Genomic DNA, 16,735 nt, shown 5'->3' with positions numbered 1-16,735 from the left:
GACGGTCTTCAACGGGCATGAGCATAAGGAAGCGGTGTTTCCTCGGTCTTTCCAGCGTGTTTCCGCTTTGTTTCTGATGTAAACAGTGGGGTGGATCCCAGTGGCCGGCTCAGACGCTGTAGCCTTCCACAATCTCGGAGATCAGGCGCACCTTTTCGATGTCGCCCGGAGGGGAGATTTCGTCGGAGATGCCCAGCACGAGGTTCGGGGCGAACAGATTCAGAAGCCTCAGCGTGAACTCTTCCACCTCGCGGTAGCTGTGCTGCGGCAGGAAGTGGGTGCAGGGGATGCCGTCCACGAGAATCAGGTCGTCGCCGAGAGCTTCCTTGATCTGCTCGATGGTCACGTCGCCCTGAGGCTCGGGAGTGAGAGCCTCAAAGCCGTCGAAGCCGCAGTCGCGGCAGAAGGGCAGGAGAGTCTTGAGAGCCCCGTCCCAGTGGGGGTGGCAGTACTTACCTGCCGCACGCAGTTCAGCTGCACGGCGCTGGTAGTAGGGTTGGACGAACTCCTGGAAGTGGGGAACGGACAGCATGTTGCCATCCACATTGTCGCCGAAGTTGATGATCTCGATAGGCGACGCCTTCACGGCCTCATAGAAGAGGTCATCGGCTCTGTTGATTGCCTCGATGAGTGCCCGGGTCTCATCCGGCCAGTCGTGAAGGGCGTAGATCGTGTTCTCGAAACCCATCAAGTTGATAAACAGCCGCTGGATGTTGATGCGCGGCAGGTAGCAGGTGGGCGCGGCACGCTCGCCAAGCTCGGCGTCTCGCTGGCGGAACAGGGCCTCATCGAACTCCACCCGCTGGTGTTCCAGCAGGTACTGCTGGACCTTCATGTCAGCGGGGGTCTTGATGAGGTACTCCACGGTCATGTGGGAGGAGCCGATATTGCGGTGGGCTGTGCGCAGTTCGCCGACGGGGGTGCGAACTGTGTTGACGCAGGTATCGCCAACCTGCTCGCCCCAACTCTCCACGTCGCCCTCCTGAATGGTCTTGAAGCAGGGGTTGAACATGAAGTAGGTTCGAGGCGAGCAGTTCAGCTCATCGTACAGTTCGAGGTGCCCGATGCCCTGATAGCGGTCGGGCAGAGAGCCATTGCGGGTGTGTACGGCGTACCAGTGCTCCAGACGTGGCTGCCAGAGCACTCGGTCCACCGGTTCACGGCGGAAGGTCGCCAGGTGGCGCTCCCGGAAAGTCATCTTCAACGGCTACCTGATCTTTTCGGGTTTGCACAGGTACTCGGGCGAAACAGCTGTGCGGCCGCAGCTATTGCAGATGTAGGCAACCTCGGGGAGCTTGCCCTTGCACATGTGGCGCTCATCCACGATCATGGCGCCGCACCATTCGCACTGGTGCTCGTCTCCCTGCACCGGGGTGCACAGGTGCCCCGCTTCGCAGGTGGATTCTCCGCAGGTCGGGCAAACATGCTTGTGTTCGGACACGATGGCAATCTCCCTTGCGTGTGGGCTGGGGTGCGGCGCATTTCAAGCAGTGTCTCAGTATAACCCGTAAGGCCGGCTGCTGTTAAGATACTTTGGTCCTGTCGCGATGTCGGCCGGTAACATAGATGGGTGACAGCGGGCAAGGAGGTTGACGGCACCCCCAGGTGGGCAGGTGGGGAATGTCGTCGCCGTCGTCGAGCCCTGCCCCCCGGGGGGCGGCCGGACCCGAGTGTGCGGGGAACGGCCTGTCGCCCCCCTCGGGGGCTCACGGCACATCGCGGGGCGGCAGTCCGGGGCTTCCGCCCCCAGCTACAGGCTGTCGCCCGCTCCGCGGGCTGTGAGGCAACGGGGTATTCGCAGGAAGACCAGCGCTGATGATCGGGCCCGCTCCGTGGGCTGTGAGACAACGGTTCCGGGGAAAGGGCTCGCTGAACGCGGCTTCGGCCCCGGCCGGCAAACGTCCCACGAAACCGAGGGTCCTGCGTGCGCTCCGGGTCCTCTCGCAATTGACGCGACGCAGAATCTGTATTACCCTTTGCCCTGCTGCACCGTCTGTTCCGTGCACCAGGTTCTCATATCCGGCCGGACAGAGCCCTCGTGCGTTGCGGATAGCAGATGAGGACGCATGTGCCGAGGTGGCCTGCAGGCTTCAACGACTGGGGAGGGTGCTCTTCATTGCTGCCTGACAAGTTCGTGAACGGGCTTTTCGGCTCCTGTGGAGTGAGAGGCGTAGTGGGCGAGGAGATCACGGAGCCGCTCGTGGTCCGTCTCGCCGCAGCTTTCGCCGAGCATCTCGGTGAAGGCAAGCGCGTGTGCATCGGGCGCGATACTCGGCGCAGCGGTCCCGAGTTGGAAGGGATCCTTGCGAGAGAGCTGCGTCGCTGCGGCGTCCACGTCACCCGCCTGGGCGTGATCTCCACTCCCGGTCTTTACTTCCTTACCCGGGAGCTTGGATTCGACTCGGGTGTGATGATCACTGCCAGCCACAATCCCCCGAACTATAACGGGTTCAAGCTCTGCGACCCGCGCGGTATGTGTGCGAACCAGGAGAGCATCGAGGCCTGCTTCTACGCCGCCACCGAATGTCGGGCAAGGGTCTCGGGCGACGAAGAGTTCCTGCCCGGCGCGGATATCCTCTACGAACACCTGGCCCGTATCTGCCCGGCGCCGCGGGAACCCCTGAGGTTGGTGCTGGACTGCGCCTGCGGACCAAGCTCCACCCACCTTCCCGAGTTCCTGCGCCGCCAGGGGCATGATGTGCTCGAAGTCAACTGCGTCCCGGATGTGGAACAGTGCGACCGGGTAGTCGAGCCGATGCCTTCCACGCTCGGGAAGACCATCGAGTTTCTCAATGCCAGTCAGGCGGATGCGGGAATCTGCCTGGACGGCGACAATGACCGGGTCGTGTTCCTGGACCGCGAGGGTTTCCTGGGCTTCCAGCGGGCCAATGCCATCGTGGCAAGGGTCGCTCTGGAGCAGGCAGGGGGCAGGGGGGAAATCGTGGGGTCGGCGGAGTCCGGCCGATACATTGAGGATGCGGTGGTCCAGGCCGGGGGCGCATTCCACCGGACAGTGGTTGGCGACATCCACATTGCCCGGGCGGTGCATGATCGAGGCGCGGTCGCGGGTGTGGAGGAGTGTGGCCACTTCATCCTGCCGGCATTCGGGTTCTTCTCTTCCACCGTGTACACGACCACATTCCTTCTCGCTCACCGGGACATCAACACGGTGCGCGAGGAGTTGAGCTTCATTGCTCCGATCTTTTCATCCGAGAACCGCATTGACTGCCCGGAAAGCGAGAAACGGGCTGTGATGGACCGCATAAGGGAGCGGATGTCCGCTCTCGACGGCCGTATCAGTACTCTCGACGGGGTGCGGGTGGACTGGGAGGACGGCTGGCTCCTGGTGCGCCCCAGCGGCACATCGCCATACATGAAGGTGAACGCCGAAGCGTTCAACGAGTCACGGCTGGAGCAACTGGTGAGCATGGGCAAGGAATTCGTCCGGGAGGCAATGTCATGAAAGCAGTGATTCTGGCGGCCGGCACGGGCAAACGCGTCTTCCCCCTTGCGGTGAACAAGCCGAAGCCCATGTTCAAGCTCCTGGGCAAGCCACTGATGCAGTACGTCCTGGAGGAGCTTGCGGCCGCAGAGGTCCGTCATGCGGTGGTCGTCATTGGCCACCAGTCCGAGCAGATCGTGGAGTATTTCGGTTCATCCCACAGCGGCGTTAGCATTGAGTATGTGCGCCAGGATGAGCCCAAGGGTATGGCCGACGCGCTCCTCAGCGCTGAGGCCCGGGTGAGTGACGGCAAGTTCCTGGTATGTAACGGTGACGACGTGTTCGACCCCGGACTGGTCAAGAAGATGCTCCCCGTGGCCGTCAATGCCGACGCGGTGTTCGCATGCCAACCCGTTGAGGAGACCTGGAAGTTCGGGATACTCAGCCTGGACACCAGCGGGGATGGGCTGCGGGTGACCGGCATCGTTGAGAAACCCGACAAAGGCAAGGAGCCCTCCAACAACGCCGTTATCGGCGTGTACATGCTCTCGCCGGACATCTTCGGATACATCCGACAGTGCCCCCCCGGAGACGCCCAGTACGAACAGGCGATCCAGAAGATGATCGACCAGGGCCGCAAGGTGGAGGCCGTGGAATACTGCGACTTCTTCGGCTCCTACAAGCTCCCCTGGGACCTGTTGGTGCTCAATGAGTATTTCCTCACCCACCAGCCCACGTATATCGCCGAGACCGCCCAGATCTCCGAACACTCGGTGCTCAAGGGCGACCACATCTATATCGGGGAGAATGTCCGGGTCTTCGAGCATGCGGTGATCCAGGGCCCTTGCTACATCGGCAACGGTGCGGTCATCGGCAATAACTGCCTGATCCGCGCCTGTTCGTCTATCGGCGACGGCACGGTCATCGGCTTCGGCACAGAGGTGAAGCGCTCAGTCATCGGCGAGCAGTGCTGGACCCACGCCTCGTATGTGGGGGATTCGGTTATCGGAGACTACTGCTCTCTGGGCGCCGGCACAGTGACGGCCAATTACCGTTTCGACGAAGAGAACGTGCAGGTTGAGGTCGTGGGCAAAGGACGCATGGATTCAGGCACGCCGAAACTGGGCTGCATCATGGCCGACAACTGCAAGACCGGCAGCAATACCACGCTGATGCCTGGTGTAAAGATCGGCCCGAACTCCCTGGTTGGCCCCGGTGTGCTGCTGTTCACCGACCTGGAGCCCAACAAGATTGCCCTGCAGGACAAGCAGGTCCTGGAGATCCGCGACAATAAGATCTCGTTGGACCAGGTGCGCCGGAGCGCTCTGCGCCGGGGGCTTTTGGACAGTACGGACGTGTGATGCGCGGCGTCTGTGGTGCAATGTCGCCCCGCGCTGAAGCACGGGCCCCTGACGCAATGTCGCCCCGCGCTGAAGCACGGGCCCCTGACACAATGTCGCCCCGCGCTGAAGCACGGGGCTGAGGGCCTTCGGCCGACGGTCCCGGGGACCGGGTCGGGTGACACTGCTTTCGGTGCGGCCGAAGCAGCGCTCCCTCAAACCAGCACACCGTGGGGCGCATGGTGCGGCCCCATCCTCTTCCTTGACGCTAGCCCCGCCCGAGACTACAATCCGCACAGTCCCTCTCGTCCCTCGCAAAGGTGATTCACGATGCCCGCGATTTCACGCCAGGAAGTTGAGCACGTCGCCAAACTCGCCCATCTCGCACTCACCGAAGCTGAGCTGGAGCGCTTGGGGCAGGACTTGAACCGGGTGCTTGAGCATTTCCGCGCCCTGCAGGAACTGGACACCACCGACGTGCCGATCACGTCCCACGCGATACCCATGCGCAATGTGTACCGGGAGGACGAAGTGCGCCCGTCCCTGCCGGTTGAGGAAGTTGTCGCGAACGCTCCGGACGGCCTCGAGGAGTATTTCCGGGTGCCGCGTATCGTCGAGGAGTAACCTGGTATGCGTCTGTCGATTTCCGCGAACTGATCGCGAAGGTGGGTCTACCGTGTCTCTGACCGAACTGAGTGCATACGAGCTTTCCCTGAGACTTCAGTCTGGCGAGGTGAGCGCGCGGGAGGCCGTGGCCGCCTGCTTCGACAAGATCGAGCAGGTAGAGGATGACGTGAAGGCTTTCGTCCTGCTTACCCAGGACCATGCCGAGGCCGCCGCGGCCGAAGTCGACGAAAAGCGCGCGGCGGGGGAAAAGCTTGGGCCGCTTGCCGGGGTGCCCATCGCGCACAAGGACCTCTTCTGCACCCGCGGCGTGCGCACTACCTGCTGCAGCCGGATTCTCGAGAATTTTGTGCCCCCGTACGATGCCACCGTGGTGGCCCGGTGCCACGAGGCTGGCATGCCCATGCTGGGCAAGACGAACATGGACGAGTTCGCCATGGGCTCCTCCACCGAAAACTCCGCCTTGCAGATCACCCGCAACCCGCTGGACCTGGACAAGGTGCCCGGCGGGTCGTCGGGTGGGAGCGCGGCGGCGGTTGCGGCCGGGGAAGCTTTCCTGGCACTGGGGACGGACACGGGCGGTTCAATCCGTCAGCCCGCGTCGCTGTGTGGGATCGTGGGCATGAAGCCCACCTACGGCCGCGTGTCGCGCTACGGGGTCATCGCCTATGCGTCTTCACTGGACCAGGTCGGTCCCTTCGCCCGAGATGTACGCGACTGTGCGCTTCTCCTGCAGACCATCGCCGGTCCGGACCCGATGGACTCCACCTGTGCGAGCATGGAGCCCCCGGATTACCTGGCCTGCCTTGGGGATGACGTGAAGGGTCTCAAGGCGGGGATCGTCAAGGAACTGGTGTACGGCGAGGGTATCCACGCGCCGGTCAAGGATTCGATTCTGCAGGCGGTGGACACCCTCGCGGGTCTCGGAGTGGAGTGTGAAGAGGTCAGCCTGCCCAACATTGACTATTCGCTGCCCGTGTACTACATCATCGCCCCGGCGGAGTGCTCGTCAAATCTGGCTCGCTATGACGGCGTGCGTTACGGCCACCGGACTGAACTGCCCGCCGATGACATCCACGACATGTACTCAAAGACTCGGGCGGAGGGCTTCGGGGATGAGGTGCGCCTGCGCATAATGCTGGGCACGTACACCCTGAGCGCGGGCTACTATGACGCTTACTACAAGAAGGCGCTGCAGGTGCGGACCCTCATCAAGCGCGACTTTGATGAGGCTTTCGAGAAGTTCGACATACTGCTCTCGCCCACGTCCCCCTGTGTGGCGTGGAACTTCGGCGCGTTCGACCAGATGGCCATGAAACTCGCGGATATCTGCACGATTCCGGTGAACATCGCCGGTATCTGCGCCATGAACGTGCCGTGCGGGATGCAAGATCACCTTCCCATCGGTCTGCAGATCATGGGGGCACCCTTCGCAGAGGATGTTGTACTGCGCGCGGGGTATGCCTTCGAGCAGGCAAGAAGGTAACAGGGGCGAGACAGCGTGTTGAACCACAAGGCCCGGCTCGCGTGAGCCGGGCCTTGTATGGCGGGCAAAGACCCTCGTCTACCCCTCGTCCTTTGCGGCCTCTTTGCGCGCCTTCATCTCCTCTTCCAGCTTCGTCCTGAACTCCTCCCTCTTCGCAGTGACGTGGGTCTCGAACTCTTCGGGCGTCATTTTGAGGCCTTTGCCGTCATAAGCAGCTTCGAGCTCCCCGTTCAGCATGTGGTGCAGGTCCGCCATGTCCCAGCCGCCATCCAGGGTGAGGTACAGGGTGCGCTCTTTGCCAGGTTCTTGCTCCGTCGGAGCACTGCCTCGCATATTGGTCTGCGTGGCAGCCTGCCCGGCGTCTGTTGCCGCGCCGGGCTTGGGTTTCCGCGGCGGGAGTTTGAACTTTGTCTTTCCGTTGATCGCCATTCCCTGCTCGCAGCCCACGCTGAGCTCCGAGAAGCGCTTCCGGCCCGCCTCGCTCCCGGTGTCGACGAAGTCAACGCGCAGCCGCTCAGGCTCAACTGTGCCCAGGCTCTGCCCGAGATACAGAAAGTCCACGTGGCAGGCATCGCCCTGATGGAGGAAGATCTCCACCGTGACCTTCGCGTCTTCCGCGCCCATGTCCTCGGGCAGCTTCCACCCTTCCATCGCCGCCGAGGCATTGGTCGTCCTGCCCATGATTACGCCTTTGAGCGTCTTCTCGCCCCTGGCGATTGCGGAGATGTCGGGCCAGTTGACGGCCACAGCGACCACCAGCAGCAGCGGAATCAAGAGGAGCAACCGCCCGGGATTGCTCCCCGACTTTCCCTTTTTCATGGTCATCGTCTCCCTTTCCCGCGTGATCGGGTCGATGCCGATCCATACCGCCCACTACTTCAGTACATGCGTGAGAATGCGCATGAAGTTCCCGCCGAGGACCTTGAGAATTGTCTCGTCATCCCAGCCGCGCGAAGCCATTTCCGCAGTGATTTCTCCCAGCCGCCCGACATCAGGTGGCACAGGGATCTCCGTGTCCGGCAGGCCATCGTAGTCCGCGCCTATGCCCACGTGGTCGGGACCGACGAGATTGATGCTGTGTTCGATGAGGTCTACGAGGCTCTTCATGTCAGGGTGCTCGCGGTGGATGAACCTCGTGTAGCAGGCCACCCCGTGAACGCCGCCGGCTCCCGCGAGGGCACGGATCTGGTCGTCCGTCAGCCCGCGGGAATGGGGGCATAGCGCGAAAACCGAACCGTGGGAGAAGATCGGGGGCGTTGTACTGATCTCAAGCGCCTCGTAGAAAGCCGCGTCGCTGGCATGCGCAAGGTCCACCACCATGCCCAGGTGGTTCATCTCGCGGATCGCCTCTCGGCCGAAGTCGGTGAGGCCGTAGTAGGGCCGGCGGAATGTCTCGCGGTCGGACGCATCCACGTAGTCGAAAATACTCGGCTTCTTCTGCGTCCCATGCTCGGTCGCCTCGCCGTGGGTGAGATTGCCCACGCGCACCCCCAGGCGATAAAGGTCGCGGAGAACCTCGAGGCTGCCCATGCAGCAGGTCAGGCTCTCAAGTTGGGGGATGAGACCGATACGGCCGGATTCCTTTGCAGCAACCACGTCGCTGGCCGTCAGTGCGAGGGAAAACCCATCGGGATGCTCCGCGACCATGGCATGCAGGGCGTCGATAAGCTGGAGGGACTTGACGAGGTCCGTGCTGCCGCAGTAAGTGAACATGGCGGTCACACCGCCCTCGCGCAGGCGGGGCAGGTCCACATGGAACTCGGGCACAGGCACCGCGAGATCGGTGGGCAGGCCGCGTTCCATGCGGCGGACGATGCTGTCATTGTGTGCGTCGATGATGACGGCTGACTGATGCAGGGTCTGAGCATTGGTGGACATGGTAGGGTGTCTCCAGCCGGGGATACGCGTCGTCGCTGCTTTCGCCGGGCGGCGTGTGGAAACCTTGCGGGAAAAGGTGCAGGAAAATGAGAACGGCGCCCGCATTGAGCAGGGCGCCGCTGTGTGCGAGGTTGGCTGCCGGGCAAGGACTCGAACCTTGAATGGCTGATCCAGAGTCAGCTGTGTTACCATTACACCACCCGGCAACGGACTACTATGATACCGAAGCACCTGCGGCCTGTCAATCAGAACGGATGTTCTCTTATTGGCGGCTCGTGGCTTGCCAATGCTCCTTGCTTGTGCTAACCTACGCTTCGAGCGCGCCGGACCTCACCGTCTGGGCGCACTCTACTCTCCTGAACCGGTGCGAGCAAGTTGCAGCGCGAAGGTCTTCTCCTGGTGGTCTCCGGCCCCTCCGGGGTCGGCAAGGGCACGGTTATCCGTGAACTCATGCGGCGGCGTCCTCAACTGCGCCGCTCGATTTCGTGCACGACCCGCGCGGCTCGCAAGAACGAGACGCATGGGGTCGAGTACTTCTTCGTCACCCATGATGAATTCTCGCGCATGCGCGACGCCGGCGAGCTCCTGGAATGGGCCACTGTCCATACCGATACTTCGTACGGAACACCCCGGAAGCCTGTTGAGGATGCGTTGGCGGCGGGGGAGGACATCATCCTGGAAATTGACTATCAAGGCGCACGCACAGTGCGCTGCACTCTTGGGCGCCGGGCGGTGTTGGTCTTCATCGCGCCGCCGAGCTGGGAAGAGCTCGAGAGCAGGCTCGTTGGCCGGGAGACAGAGTCGCCTGATGCAGTTCGGCAGCGGCTCAATACGGCGCGGCGCGAGATCGCCCACATGGACTTGTTCGAGTACGTGATCGTGAACGGAACGGTGAAGAAAGCGGCCGACGAACTGGAAGCTATTCTGGTGGCTGAGGGTTGCCGGGCTGTTCGTGTTGACCGCGACGGGCTGGTCAAGGGCCTTCTGGGAAGCGGGGGCTGAAGATGAGCCACACCACCTTCCAGGGGCGGCGGGTTGTTGTGGGTGTCTGCGGTGGGATTGCGGCATACAAGGCCTGCGATGTGATCAGCCGCCTGAGGCAGTCCGGGGCCGAGGTGCGGGTAATCGCAACTCAAAGCGCTCTCGAGTTCGTCGGCGAGACCACGTTGCGCACCTTGTCTGGCTGTAATGTGGCCAGCGAGATGTTCAGCGCCTACCCGACCGTTGACATCCAGCACATCTCACTGGCGGAGTTTGGTGAGGTTATCGTAATTGTGGCGGCCACCGCCAATGTGATCGCGAAAGTGGCCGCGGGTATCTGCGACGACCTGCTGACCACCACGATCTGCGCGGCGGCAGGGAGGGTGATCTTCGCCCCCGCCATGAACTGGCGGATGTGGGAGAACCCCATCAACCTTCGCAACGTGCAGACACTCAAAGACCTGGGGTACGGGTTCGTGGGGCCGGATTGCGGCTATCTCGCCTGCGGGGAGTCCGGACAAGGACGGCTCTGCCCGCCGGAAGACATTCTGGATGCGATTGACCAAGGCCTGGGGCCGATCGATAGCAAGCTCAAGGGACGCAAGGTGCTCATCACCTGCGGGCCCACGCGGGAATGGATCGATCCGGTGCGGTTCATCAGCAACCCGTCCTCCGGTAAGATGGGGTTCGCGCTGGCACAGGAGGCCATGGCGCGTGGAGCAGAAGTGACTATTGTGCGCGGGCCGACGGAACTGCGGCCGCCATGGGGTGCGCAGGTTGTATCCGTGGAGACCACTCGGGAGATGCTGGACGCGGTGCTCGCGGCCTACGATGACTGTGACGTCCTCATCGGCGCGGCTGCACCGGCGGATTTCGCGCCTGCGGCGACCGCGCAACAGAAGATCAAGAAGTCGGGCGGCTTTTCGAGCCTGGAGCTCGTGGGAACGCCGGACATTCTGGCAAGTGTTAGCTCTCTGAAGGGGAGCAAGATCCACGTAGGTTTCGCCGCCGAAAGCGAGAATCTGAAAGCGAATGCGCAGGCAAAACTTGCGGCCAAAGCACTTGATCTGATCTGCGCCAATGACATTACGGCTCCGGGCACCGGCTTCGGCGCCGACACCAACGAGATCGCCATGTACTCCCGGGACGGCCTGGCGCGGCACGTTGAAAAGACCGGAAAGCGGGAAGTGGCCATCGAGATACTCGACGAGGTCGAACGGCTCCTCGGACCCGAGGCAGTCTCACCGCAAGGAGGGCTCTAAGTTGGCGAGGGTATACCACCTGACATCGGAGTCGGTCACGGAAGGCCACCCCGATAAGATGTGCGACCAGATATCCGATGCTGTCCTGGACTACATATTGGCGCATCACGAATACAAGGACGCCAAGGGCAATGAGCTACCGGTGCGCGTGGCTGTGGAGACCCTCGTTACCACGGGCACCTGCATCGTTGCGGGGGAAGTGACCACAAACTGCTATTGCCCCGTGGATGATGTGGTCCGGGCGACGGTGGAAGAGATCGGCTACACCCGCGCCAAATACGGGTTCGACTCCGAGACTATCGGTGTCCTCACGGCGATCCATGGCCAATCGCCGGATATCGCAATGGGTGTGGACCGCGGAGGGGCCGGCGACCAGGGCATGATGTTCGGCTACGCCACCAACGAGACGCCCGAATTCATGCCGACCCCGATCATCCTCGCCCACAAGCTGGCCAAGCGGCTGGCCGAAGTGCGCAAGAACGGCGCATTGGACTACCTGCGCCCGGACGGGAAAACCCAGGTGACCGTGCGGTACGAGGATGATCGGCCCGTCGCGGTAACCAAGGTGCTCCTGGCTGCCCAGCACAAGCGCGGCATCTCCTGCGAAGCGATCAAGGGCGAGATGTACGAGCAAGTGGTTGACCCGATCATTCCGCGGGAACTGCTGCCCGACGGCGACCCGGAGTTCCTTTTCAACTGCACAGGGGCTTTCGAGATCGGCGGGCCGCAGGCGGATACCGGATTGACCGGCCGAAAGATCATTGTGGACACTTACGGCGGCCTGGCGAGGCATGGCGGCGGCGCATTCAGCGGCAAGGACCCCACCAAGGTGGACCGTTCGGGCGCCTACATGACCCGCTACATGGCCAAGAATATCGTAGCGGCGGGGCTCGCCGACAAGTGCGAGCTTCAGATCGCTTACGCCATCGGCGACCCCAAGCCATTCTCTGTGGCGGTCTTCACCTTCGGGACCGCGAAGATTCCTGAGGAGCAGATCGCGAAGATCGTCGCGGATGAGTTCGACCTGTCGCCGCGCGGGATGATCGAAAAGCTGGACCTGCTGCGGCCGATCTACAAGAAGACCGCGGCGTACGGTCACTTTGGACGCAATGAGCCGGAGTTCACCTGGGAGAAGCTGGACATGGTGGACCGGCTGCGGGAGGTCGCGGGTCTCTGAGGAGCAAGCAACCGTTTCAGGCTTCGCTGTTCGCGGACGAAGCGCGTCAGAGCGACGCCTATTGCGAGGTCATCGTTGACGCTGACACCCGGTCCCTGGACCGGGTGTTGACGTATTCGCTGCCCGAGCACCTGCGCCAACAGGTGCATGTGGGCAGCTACGTCAGCGTGCCTTTGGGCAGGCAGACTGTGCCCGGGTTTGTGATCCGCATCACCGAGACCGCGCCAGACTTTCGCACACGCCCAATCACCGACAAGCTCAGCGACGAAGACCCTCTGCGTCCTCAGGACGTTGACCTTGCGCTGTGGATGGCGGACCGTTACCGGTGCTCGCTGGCCGATGCGCTGCGGTGCTTCCTGCCTCCTGGTGGTGTGAGGAAAGCAGTTCGGACGGTGGAGCTGACCGAAGCGGGCAGGCATGCCTCAGCGGACCTGGCAGTCTCATCGGCGCCCAATCAGAATGTGGTCCTGCAGGAACTGAGGCAGCGAGAATCGGCCACTGTCTGGCAGCTTGGAAAGGCCTTCGGAGGCGGAAAGGCAGGGGCAGCGAAAGCCGGAGCGGCGCTCCAGGGGCTGATCAGGAAAGGGCTCGTTGTGGAGCGCCGGGAAGTCAGCCGCCCCGCAGCCGCGCCGAAGACCCGTCTGACCGCGCAACTCGCGGGGGATGCTGAGGAGGACTGGGAGGCCGTCGCTGCGGGGCTGGAACGCCGGGCCCCGAAGCAGGCTGAAGTGATCCGGGCGCTGATGAAAGCCGACGAACCGGTGCCGGTATCGGAGCTTCCGCGACAGGCGGTCAATGCCCTGCGCGCGACGGGGCTGGTCTGCATTGGGCAAAGCCGAGTGGAGCGTGCGCCCCAGGAGCAGTCGATCGGCAATGAGAGCGAGTTGTTCCTGAACCTCAACGCCGCGCAGAAGGCGGCGGTGGACCGGGTGCGCCAGGCCCTGGCGCGGGGTACGCACGAAGCGGTGCTCGTATTCGGCGTGACAGGAAGCGGCAAGACGGAAGTGTATCTTCACAGCATCCGGTCGGCGCTGGAGGCAGGGCGCGGCGCTATCGTGCTCGTGCCGGAGATCGCCCTCACACCCCAGACGGTGGGGCGTTTCCGCGCGCGATTTGGCGAAAGGCTGGCGGTGCTCCACAGTTCGCTGGGGCCCGGAGAGCGGTACGATGAATGGGACCGCATCCAGCGCGGCGATGCCGACATCGTGATCGGCGCGCGTTCCGCGATCTTCGCACCGTGCCGCAATGTGGGCGTGATCGTGGTGGATGAGGAGCACGAGCGCGCCTATAAGCAGGATTCCGATCCGCGCTATGCCGCCCAGCTTGTGGCAGCGGAGCGTGCCCGGCGTGAGAACGCGGTGCTCATCGTGGGTAGCGCGACGCCGTCAATTGAGACGTACTTCGCAGCGAAGGCCCAAGACAGCGGGCTTTGCCTGGTGGAACTTCCGGAGCGTGTCGACAGCCGCCCGCTTCCACCGGTGCAGATTGTGGACCTGCGCAAAGAGCCGGTGGACGGACAGGGCGGCACGTTCTCGGAGGCACTTCTGCAGGCCCTGCAGGAGTGCGTAGACAATGGCGAACAGGCCATGCTGTTCCTGAACAGACGAGGGTTCTCCACCTTCATCCTGTGCCGCGAATGCGGCCACAGCCTGCGTTGTCCGGACTGTGCGGTTGCGCTCATCTACCATCACGGAACGCGCCGGGCGTGCTGCCACCACTGCGGATACGAGCGTGCAGTGCCCGATCAGTGTGAGAACTGCCAGGGATACGATATCGGCTACCGCGGGCTGGGTACTGAGCGGGTCGCTGACCAGGTGGAGCGCCGGATTGCGGGGGCGGTTGTGGTCCGCCTGGACCGGGATACCACCGCCAACAAAGGTGCGTATGGCGAAATCCTGCGCCGATTCGCACGAGGCGATGCCAACGTACTCGTGGGGACCCAGATGATCGCCAAAGGCCACGACTTCCCCAACGTGACCCTGGTGGGTGTGCTCAACGCGGACACGGGGCTCAATCGGCCTGATTTCCGGGCTTCCGAGCAGACATTCCAGCTCTTGACTCAGGTGAGCGGGCGCGCTGGCCGCGCGGACCGACCGGGCCGGGTGATCGTGCAGACGTACAACCCGGAGCATCCTGCAATTGCCGCCGCGAGCCGTCACGACTACTCCGAGTTCTACCACCGAGAGCTTGCTTCGAGGCGCGAGAATGGGTATCCTCCCTTCAGCTCCCTGGTCCGGATCACTTTCGCTGACCCGGACCCCGAACAGGTTGCCCGAATCGCCGCGCGAGCCGCGGCGATCCTCGAGGAATCCGGTGTCGCACGCGGACGTGGTGAGGTTCACTACCTGGGGCCGGTGGAGGCGCCGCTGCGCAAGCTGCGGGGCCAGTTTCGCTTCCACATGCTCATCAAAGGACCGGACCCGGCGCGCATCAGCCGCGCCCTCGACGGTCTGTGCGAGCAGCTGGGCGACGTCGGTGAGACCCGGATAACCGTGGACATCGACCCGCAAGACATGATGTGACATGAGAAAAGAGTGCTATGAAACGCGAGATTCTGTTCTGTGGAGATCCGGTGCTGCGCAAGAAGGCAAAACCGGTTCATGCGATAACCGATGAGATCCTGCAGCTTTTCGACGACATGGTTCCCACCATGATCGAGGCCCGGGGCGTAGGACTTGCGGCACCCCAGGTGGGCGAGTCCCTGCGCGCGGTCTGTCTGCAGTGGATTGATGAAGATGCGGAGACAGAGGAGGACGAGGATGCGGAGATCGTCTGCCTGCTCAACCCCCGCATCGTGGAACGCGAAGGCGAACAGGAGGGTATGGAGGGCTGCCTGAGCCTGCCCACACTCCACGCCGTGGTCCGCCGCAGCGCCCGGGTGATCGCTGAGGCCGTGGGCCTGGACGGGGCGGATCTGCGGATCGAGGCCGAAGGGCTAATGGCCCGTGCTATCCAGCATGAGATTGACCACCTCAACGGCGTACTTTTCGTGGACCGCGCGGAAGAGGGTACGCTGAGGTGGATGGTCCCTGACGAAAGCGCCGAGCATGGGTACCGTTTCGACGAGACCACCTGGGAGGAGGCCAAGGAGCGCTTCGAGCGTATGCGCAGGAACAGGAGTGGTGGACGATGAGGTTGGCGTTCTTCGGGACACCCGCGACGGCGGCGAGGTACCTGGAGCATCTGGCTCCGAAGCATGACATCGTGGCGGTGGTCACCCAATGCGACCGGCCACGTGGAAGAAGCGGCGCGCTCGAGCCACCGGCGGTGAAGAAAGTGGCCGAAGAACTCGGCCTGCCCGTGTTGCAGCCCGAACGCGGGGCGTGCGGCGAGGCTTGCGAGAAGCTGCGCGACGCGCGACCCGATCTCTGCGTCGTCGTGGCATTCGGGCAGATCATTCCGTGCGACTTCCCGGATGACCGTGACCCGCTGCGGTTCATCAATGTTCATTACTCGCTGCTGCCGAAACTTCGGGGCGCCGCGCCGGTGCAGCATGCGATCTTGCAGGGACTGTCCGAAACCGGGGTAACGGTGCAGGAACTCGTGCAGGAGCTTGATGCGGGAAACATCATTGTGCAGCGCAGGACCGCCATCCATCCGGACGACACATCGGCGTCTCTGATGAGCCGCCTGACTGAGATCGGTCTTGCAGCGCTGGATGATGCGCTGGACTTGATCGAAAGCGGAAACGCGCCTTCTGTGCCGCAGGATGAGAGCCAGGCAACGTGGGCGCCCTGCATCCGAAAGGCGGATGGTCTCATCGACTGGCGCGAGCCGGCTGAACAGATTGAGCGCGAGGTGAGGGCATACTATCCTTGGCCGAGCGCCTACACGAGCTACCGTGGCCGACTCTTGAGAATCCTGAAGGCGAAACCCGTGGAAAGCCAGGAAGGGCTTGAAGGTATTCCCGGGTCCGTTGTGGAAATAAAGCCCGGCGAGAGCTTCACCGTGGCATGCGGGAGGGGGGCTCTGGTTGTCACCCAGGTGCAGGGCGCGGGGAGGGCGAGTATGTCAGCGGCCGAATGGCTGAACGGAGCACGGCTTGAAATTCGCGCCCAATTCGGTTAACTTATTGAGCAAACACGTAGAGCGACCACCCTTGGAGTAAAGAGTCGCAGTTCATGGAAGAGGCTATCCAGCGGCTTTATGAGCAGGCCGAGCAGGCGCGTCTGAACGGAGACTACGCCACAGCCAAGTCACTGCTTGAAGAAGTGGCGCAGGCCTGTCCCAATGAAGCCTGTTGCCACTGGTCCATGGGGCACGTTCTCATGAACTCCGGTGACTTTGACGGTGCCCCCGAGGCATTTCGTACAGCCTGCGAACTGGAGCCCGACAATCCCAGGTTCCTCCTGGATCTGGCAAAGTTCCTGGAAATGATGGGCGAGTTCGATGAAGCGCGCCCGTATCTCGAAAGAGTGGTCGAGGTCGCACCGTCGTCCCGTGAAGCAGGCGAAGCAAAGAAGAGCCTGAGCTACTACTAACACCTCTGTCTGCCGGCATTCCCCCGAACACCCCGGGGGGCCAGGCCGGTAGCGGCATTTGAGA

General features: G+C 62.9%; 14 protein-coding genes and 1 tRNA gene. 10 read left to right on the top strand and 5 right to left on the bottom strand.

Translation table 11 applies throughout. The annotated features are described in order from the left end of the window. Positions 1-109: 109 nt before the first annotated feature. Positions 110-1,198: a hypothetical protein gene (locus HPY44_11675; protein ID NSW56668.1), complete on the bottom strand. Its 1,089-nt coding sequence runs from the start codon at positions 1,196-1,198 to the stop codon at positions 110-112. Positions 1,199-1,207: 9 nt separating this feature from the next. Further along, positions 1,208-1,441, bottom strand: a complete 234-nt coding sequence (locus tag HPY44_11670) for a hypothetical protein (GenBank protein ID NSW56667.1) — start codon at positions 1,439-1,441, stop codon at positions 1,208-1,210. A 675-nt stretch (positions 1,442-2,116) separates the two neighbouring features. Here HPY44_11670 and HPY44_11665 point away from each other — a divergent pair. The 4 genes from HPY44_11665 to gatA all read left to right on the top strand — a co-directional run bounded on the left by HPY44_11665 (position 2,117) and on the right by gatA (position 6,892). Continuing rightward, positions 2,117-3,463, top strand: coding sequence for a hypothetical protein (locus tag HPY44_11665; protein ID NSW56666.1), 1,347 nt, complete (start codon positions 2,117-2,119; stop codon positions 3,461-3,463). Beyond that, entirely contained in the window at positions 3,460-4,803 is a 1,344-nt protein-coding gene (locus HPY44_11660) for an NTP transferase domain-containing protein (GenBank protein ID NSW56665.1), read from the top strand. Before HPY44_11665 ends, HPY44_11660 begins: the two co-directional genes overlap by 4 nt. 309 nt (positions 4,804-5,112) lie before the next feature. Continuing rightward, the gene (gene gatC / locus HPY44_11655) at positions 5,113-5,406 is read left to right on the top strand and encodes an Asp-tRNA(Asn)/Glu-tRNA(Gln) amidotransferase subunit GatC (protein NSW56664.1); all 294 of its coding nucleotides are present in this window, start codon (positions 5,113-5,115) and stop codon (positions 5,404-5,406) included. Positions 5,407-5,458: 52 nt separating this feature from the next. Further along, on the top strand, positions 5,459-6,892 hold the full coding sequence (gatA, locus tag HPY44_11650) for an Asp-tRNA(Asn)/Glu-tRNA(Gln) amidotransferase subunit GatA (GenBank protein ID NSW56663.1): 1,434 nt from the start codon (positions 5,459-5,461) through the stop codon (positions 6,890-6,892). 78 nt (positions 6,893-6,970) lie between these two features. Here gatA and HPY44_11645 read toward each other — a convergent pair whose 3' ends face one another. The 3 genes from HPY44_11645 to HPY44_11635 form a co-directional block, all read right to left on the bottom strand. Further along, positions 6,971-7,711 carry a hypothetical protein gene (locus HPY44_11645; protein NSW56662.1) on the bottom strand — a complete coding sequence of 247 codons (741 nt, stop codon included), beginning with the start codon at positions 7,709-7,711 and terminating at the stop codon, positions 6,971-6,973. 54 nt (positions 7,712-7,765) lie between these two features. After that, on the bottom strand, positions 7,766-8,770 hold the full coding sequence (locus tag HPY44_11640; protein ID NSW56661.1) for a membrane dipeptidase: 1,005 nt from the start codon (positions 8,768-8,770) through the stop codon (positions 7,766-7,768). 132 nt (positions 8,771-8,902) lie between these two features. Next, a tRNA-Gln gene (locus tag HPY44_11635) sits at positions 8,903-8,976 on the bottom strand. A gap of 169 nt (positions 8,977-9,145) precedes the next feature. On the opposite strand from HPY44_11635, the gene gmk reads away from it, so the two are divergent. From gmk to HPY44_11605, 6 genes are all read left to right on the top strand, one after another. Beyond that, positions 9,146-9,772 carry a guanylate kinase gene (gene gmk, locus HPY44_11630; GenBank protein NSW56660.1) on the top strand — a complete coding sequence of 209 codons (627 nt, stop codon included), beginning with the start codon at positions 9,146-9,148 and terminating at the stop codon, positions 9,770-9,772. 1,059 nt (positions 9,773-10,831) lie between these two features. Continuing rightward, positions 10,832-12,190, top strand: a complete 1,359-nt coding sequence (locus HPY44_11625) for a methionine adenosyltransferase (protein NSW56659.1) — start codon at positions 10,832-10,834, stop codon at positions 12,188-12,190. Next, on the top strand, positions 12,139-14,712 hold the full coding sequence (priA, locus tag HPY44_11620) for a primosomal protein N' (GenBank protein NSW56658.1): 2,574 nt from the start codon (positions 12,139-12,141) through the stop codon (positions 14,710-14,712). The genes HPY44_11625 and priA overlap by 52 nt, the downstream gene beginning before the upstream one ends. Positions 14,713-14,729: 17 nt before the next feature. Then, a complete protein-coding gene (def, locus tag HPY44_11615; GenBank protein NSW56657.1) occupies positions 14,730-15,323 on the top strand; it encodes a peptide deformylase in 594 nt (197 codons plus the stop codon). After that, positions 15,320-16,258: a methionyl-tRNA formyltransferase gene (locus tag HPY44_11610; GenBank protein ID NSW56656.1), complete on the top strand. Its 939-nt coding sequence runs from the start codon at positions 15,320-15,322 to the stop codon at positions 16,256-16,258. The genes def and HPY44_11610 overlap by 4 nt, the downstream gene beginning before the upstream one ends. A gap of 53 nt (positions 16,259-16,311) precedes the next feature. Further along, on the top strand, positions 16,312-16,671 hold the full coding sequence (locus HPY44_11605; GenBank protein NSW56655.1) for a tetratricopeptide repeat protein: 360 nt from the start codon (positions 16,312-16,314) through the stop codon (positions 16,669-16,671). Positions 16,672-16,735 lie beyond the last annotated feature (64 nt).

The organism is Armatimonadota bacterium, assembly GCA_013314775.1.
In the GTDB taxonomy this organism is placed as follows: domain Bacteria; phylum Armatimonadota; class Zipacnadia; order Zipacnadales; family JABUFB01; genus JABUFB01.
This window is presented reverse-complemented; position numbering and strand designations above follow the sequence as displayed.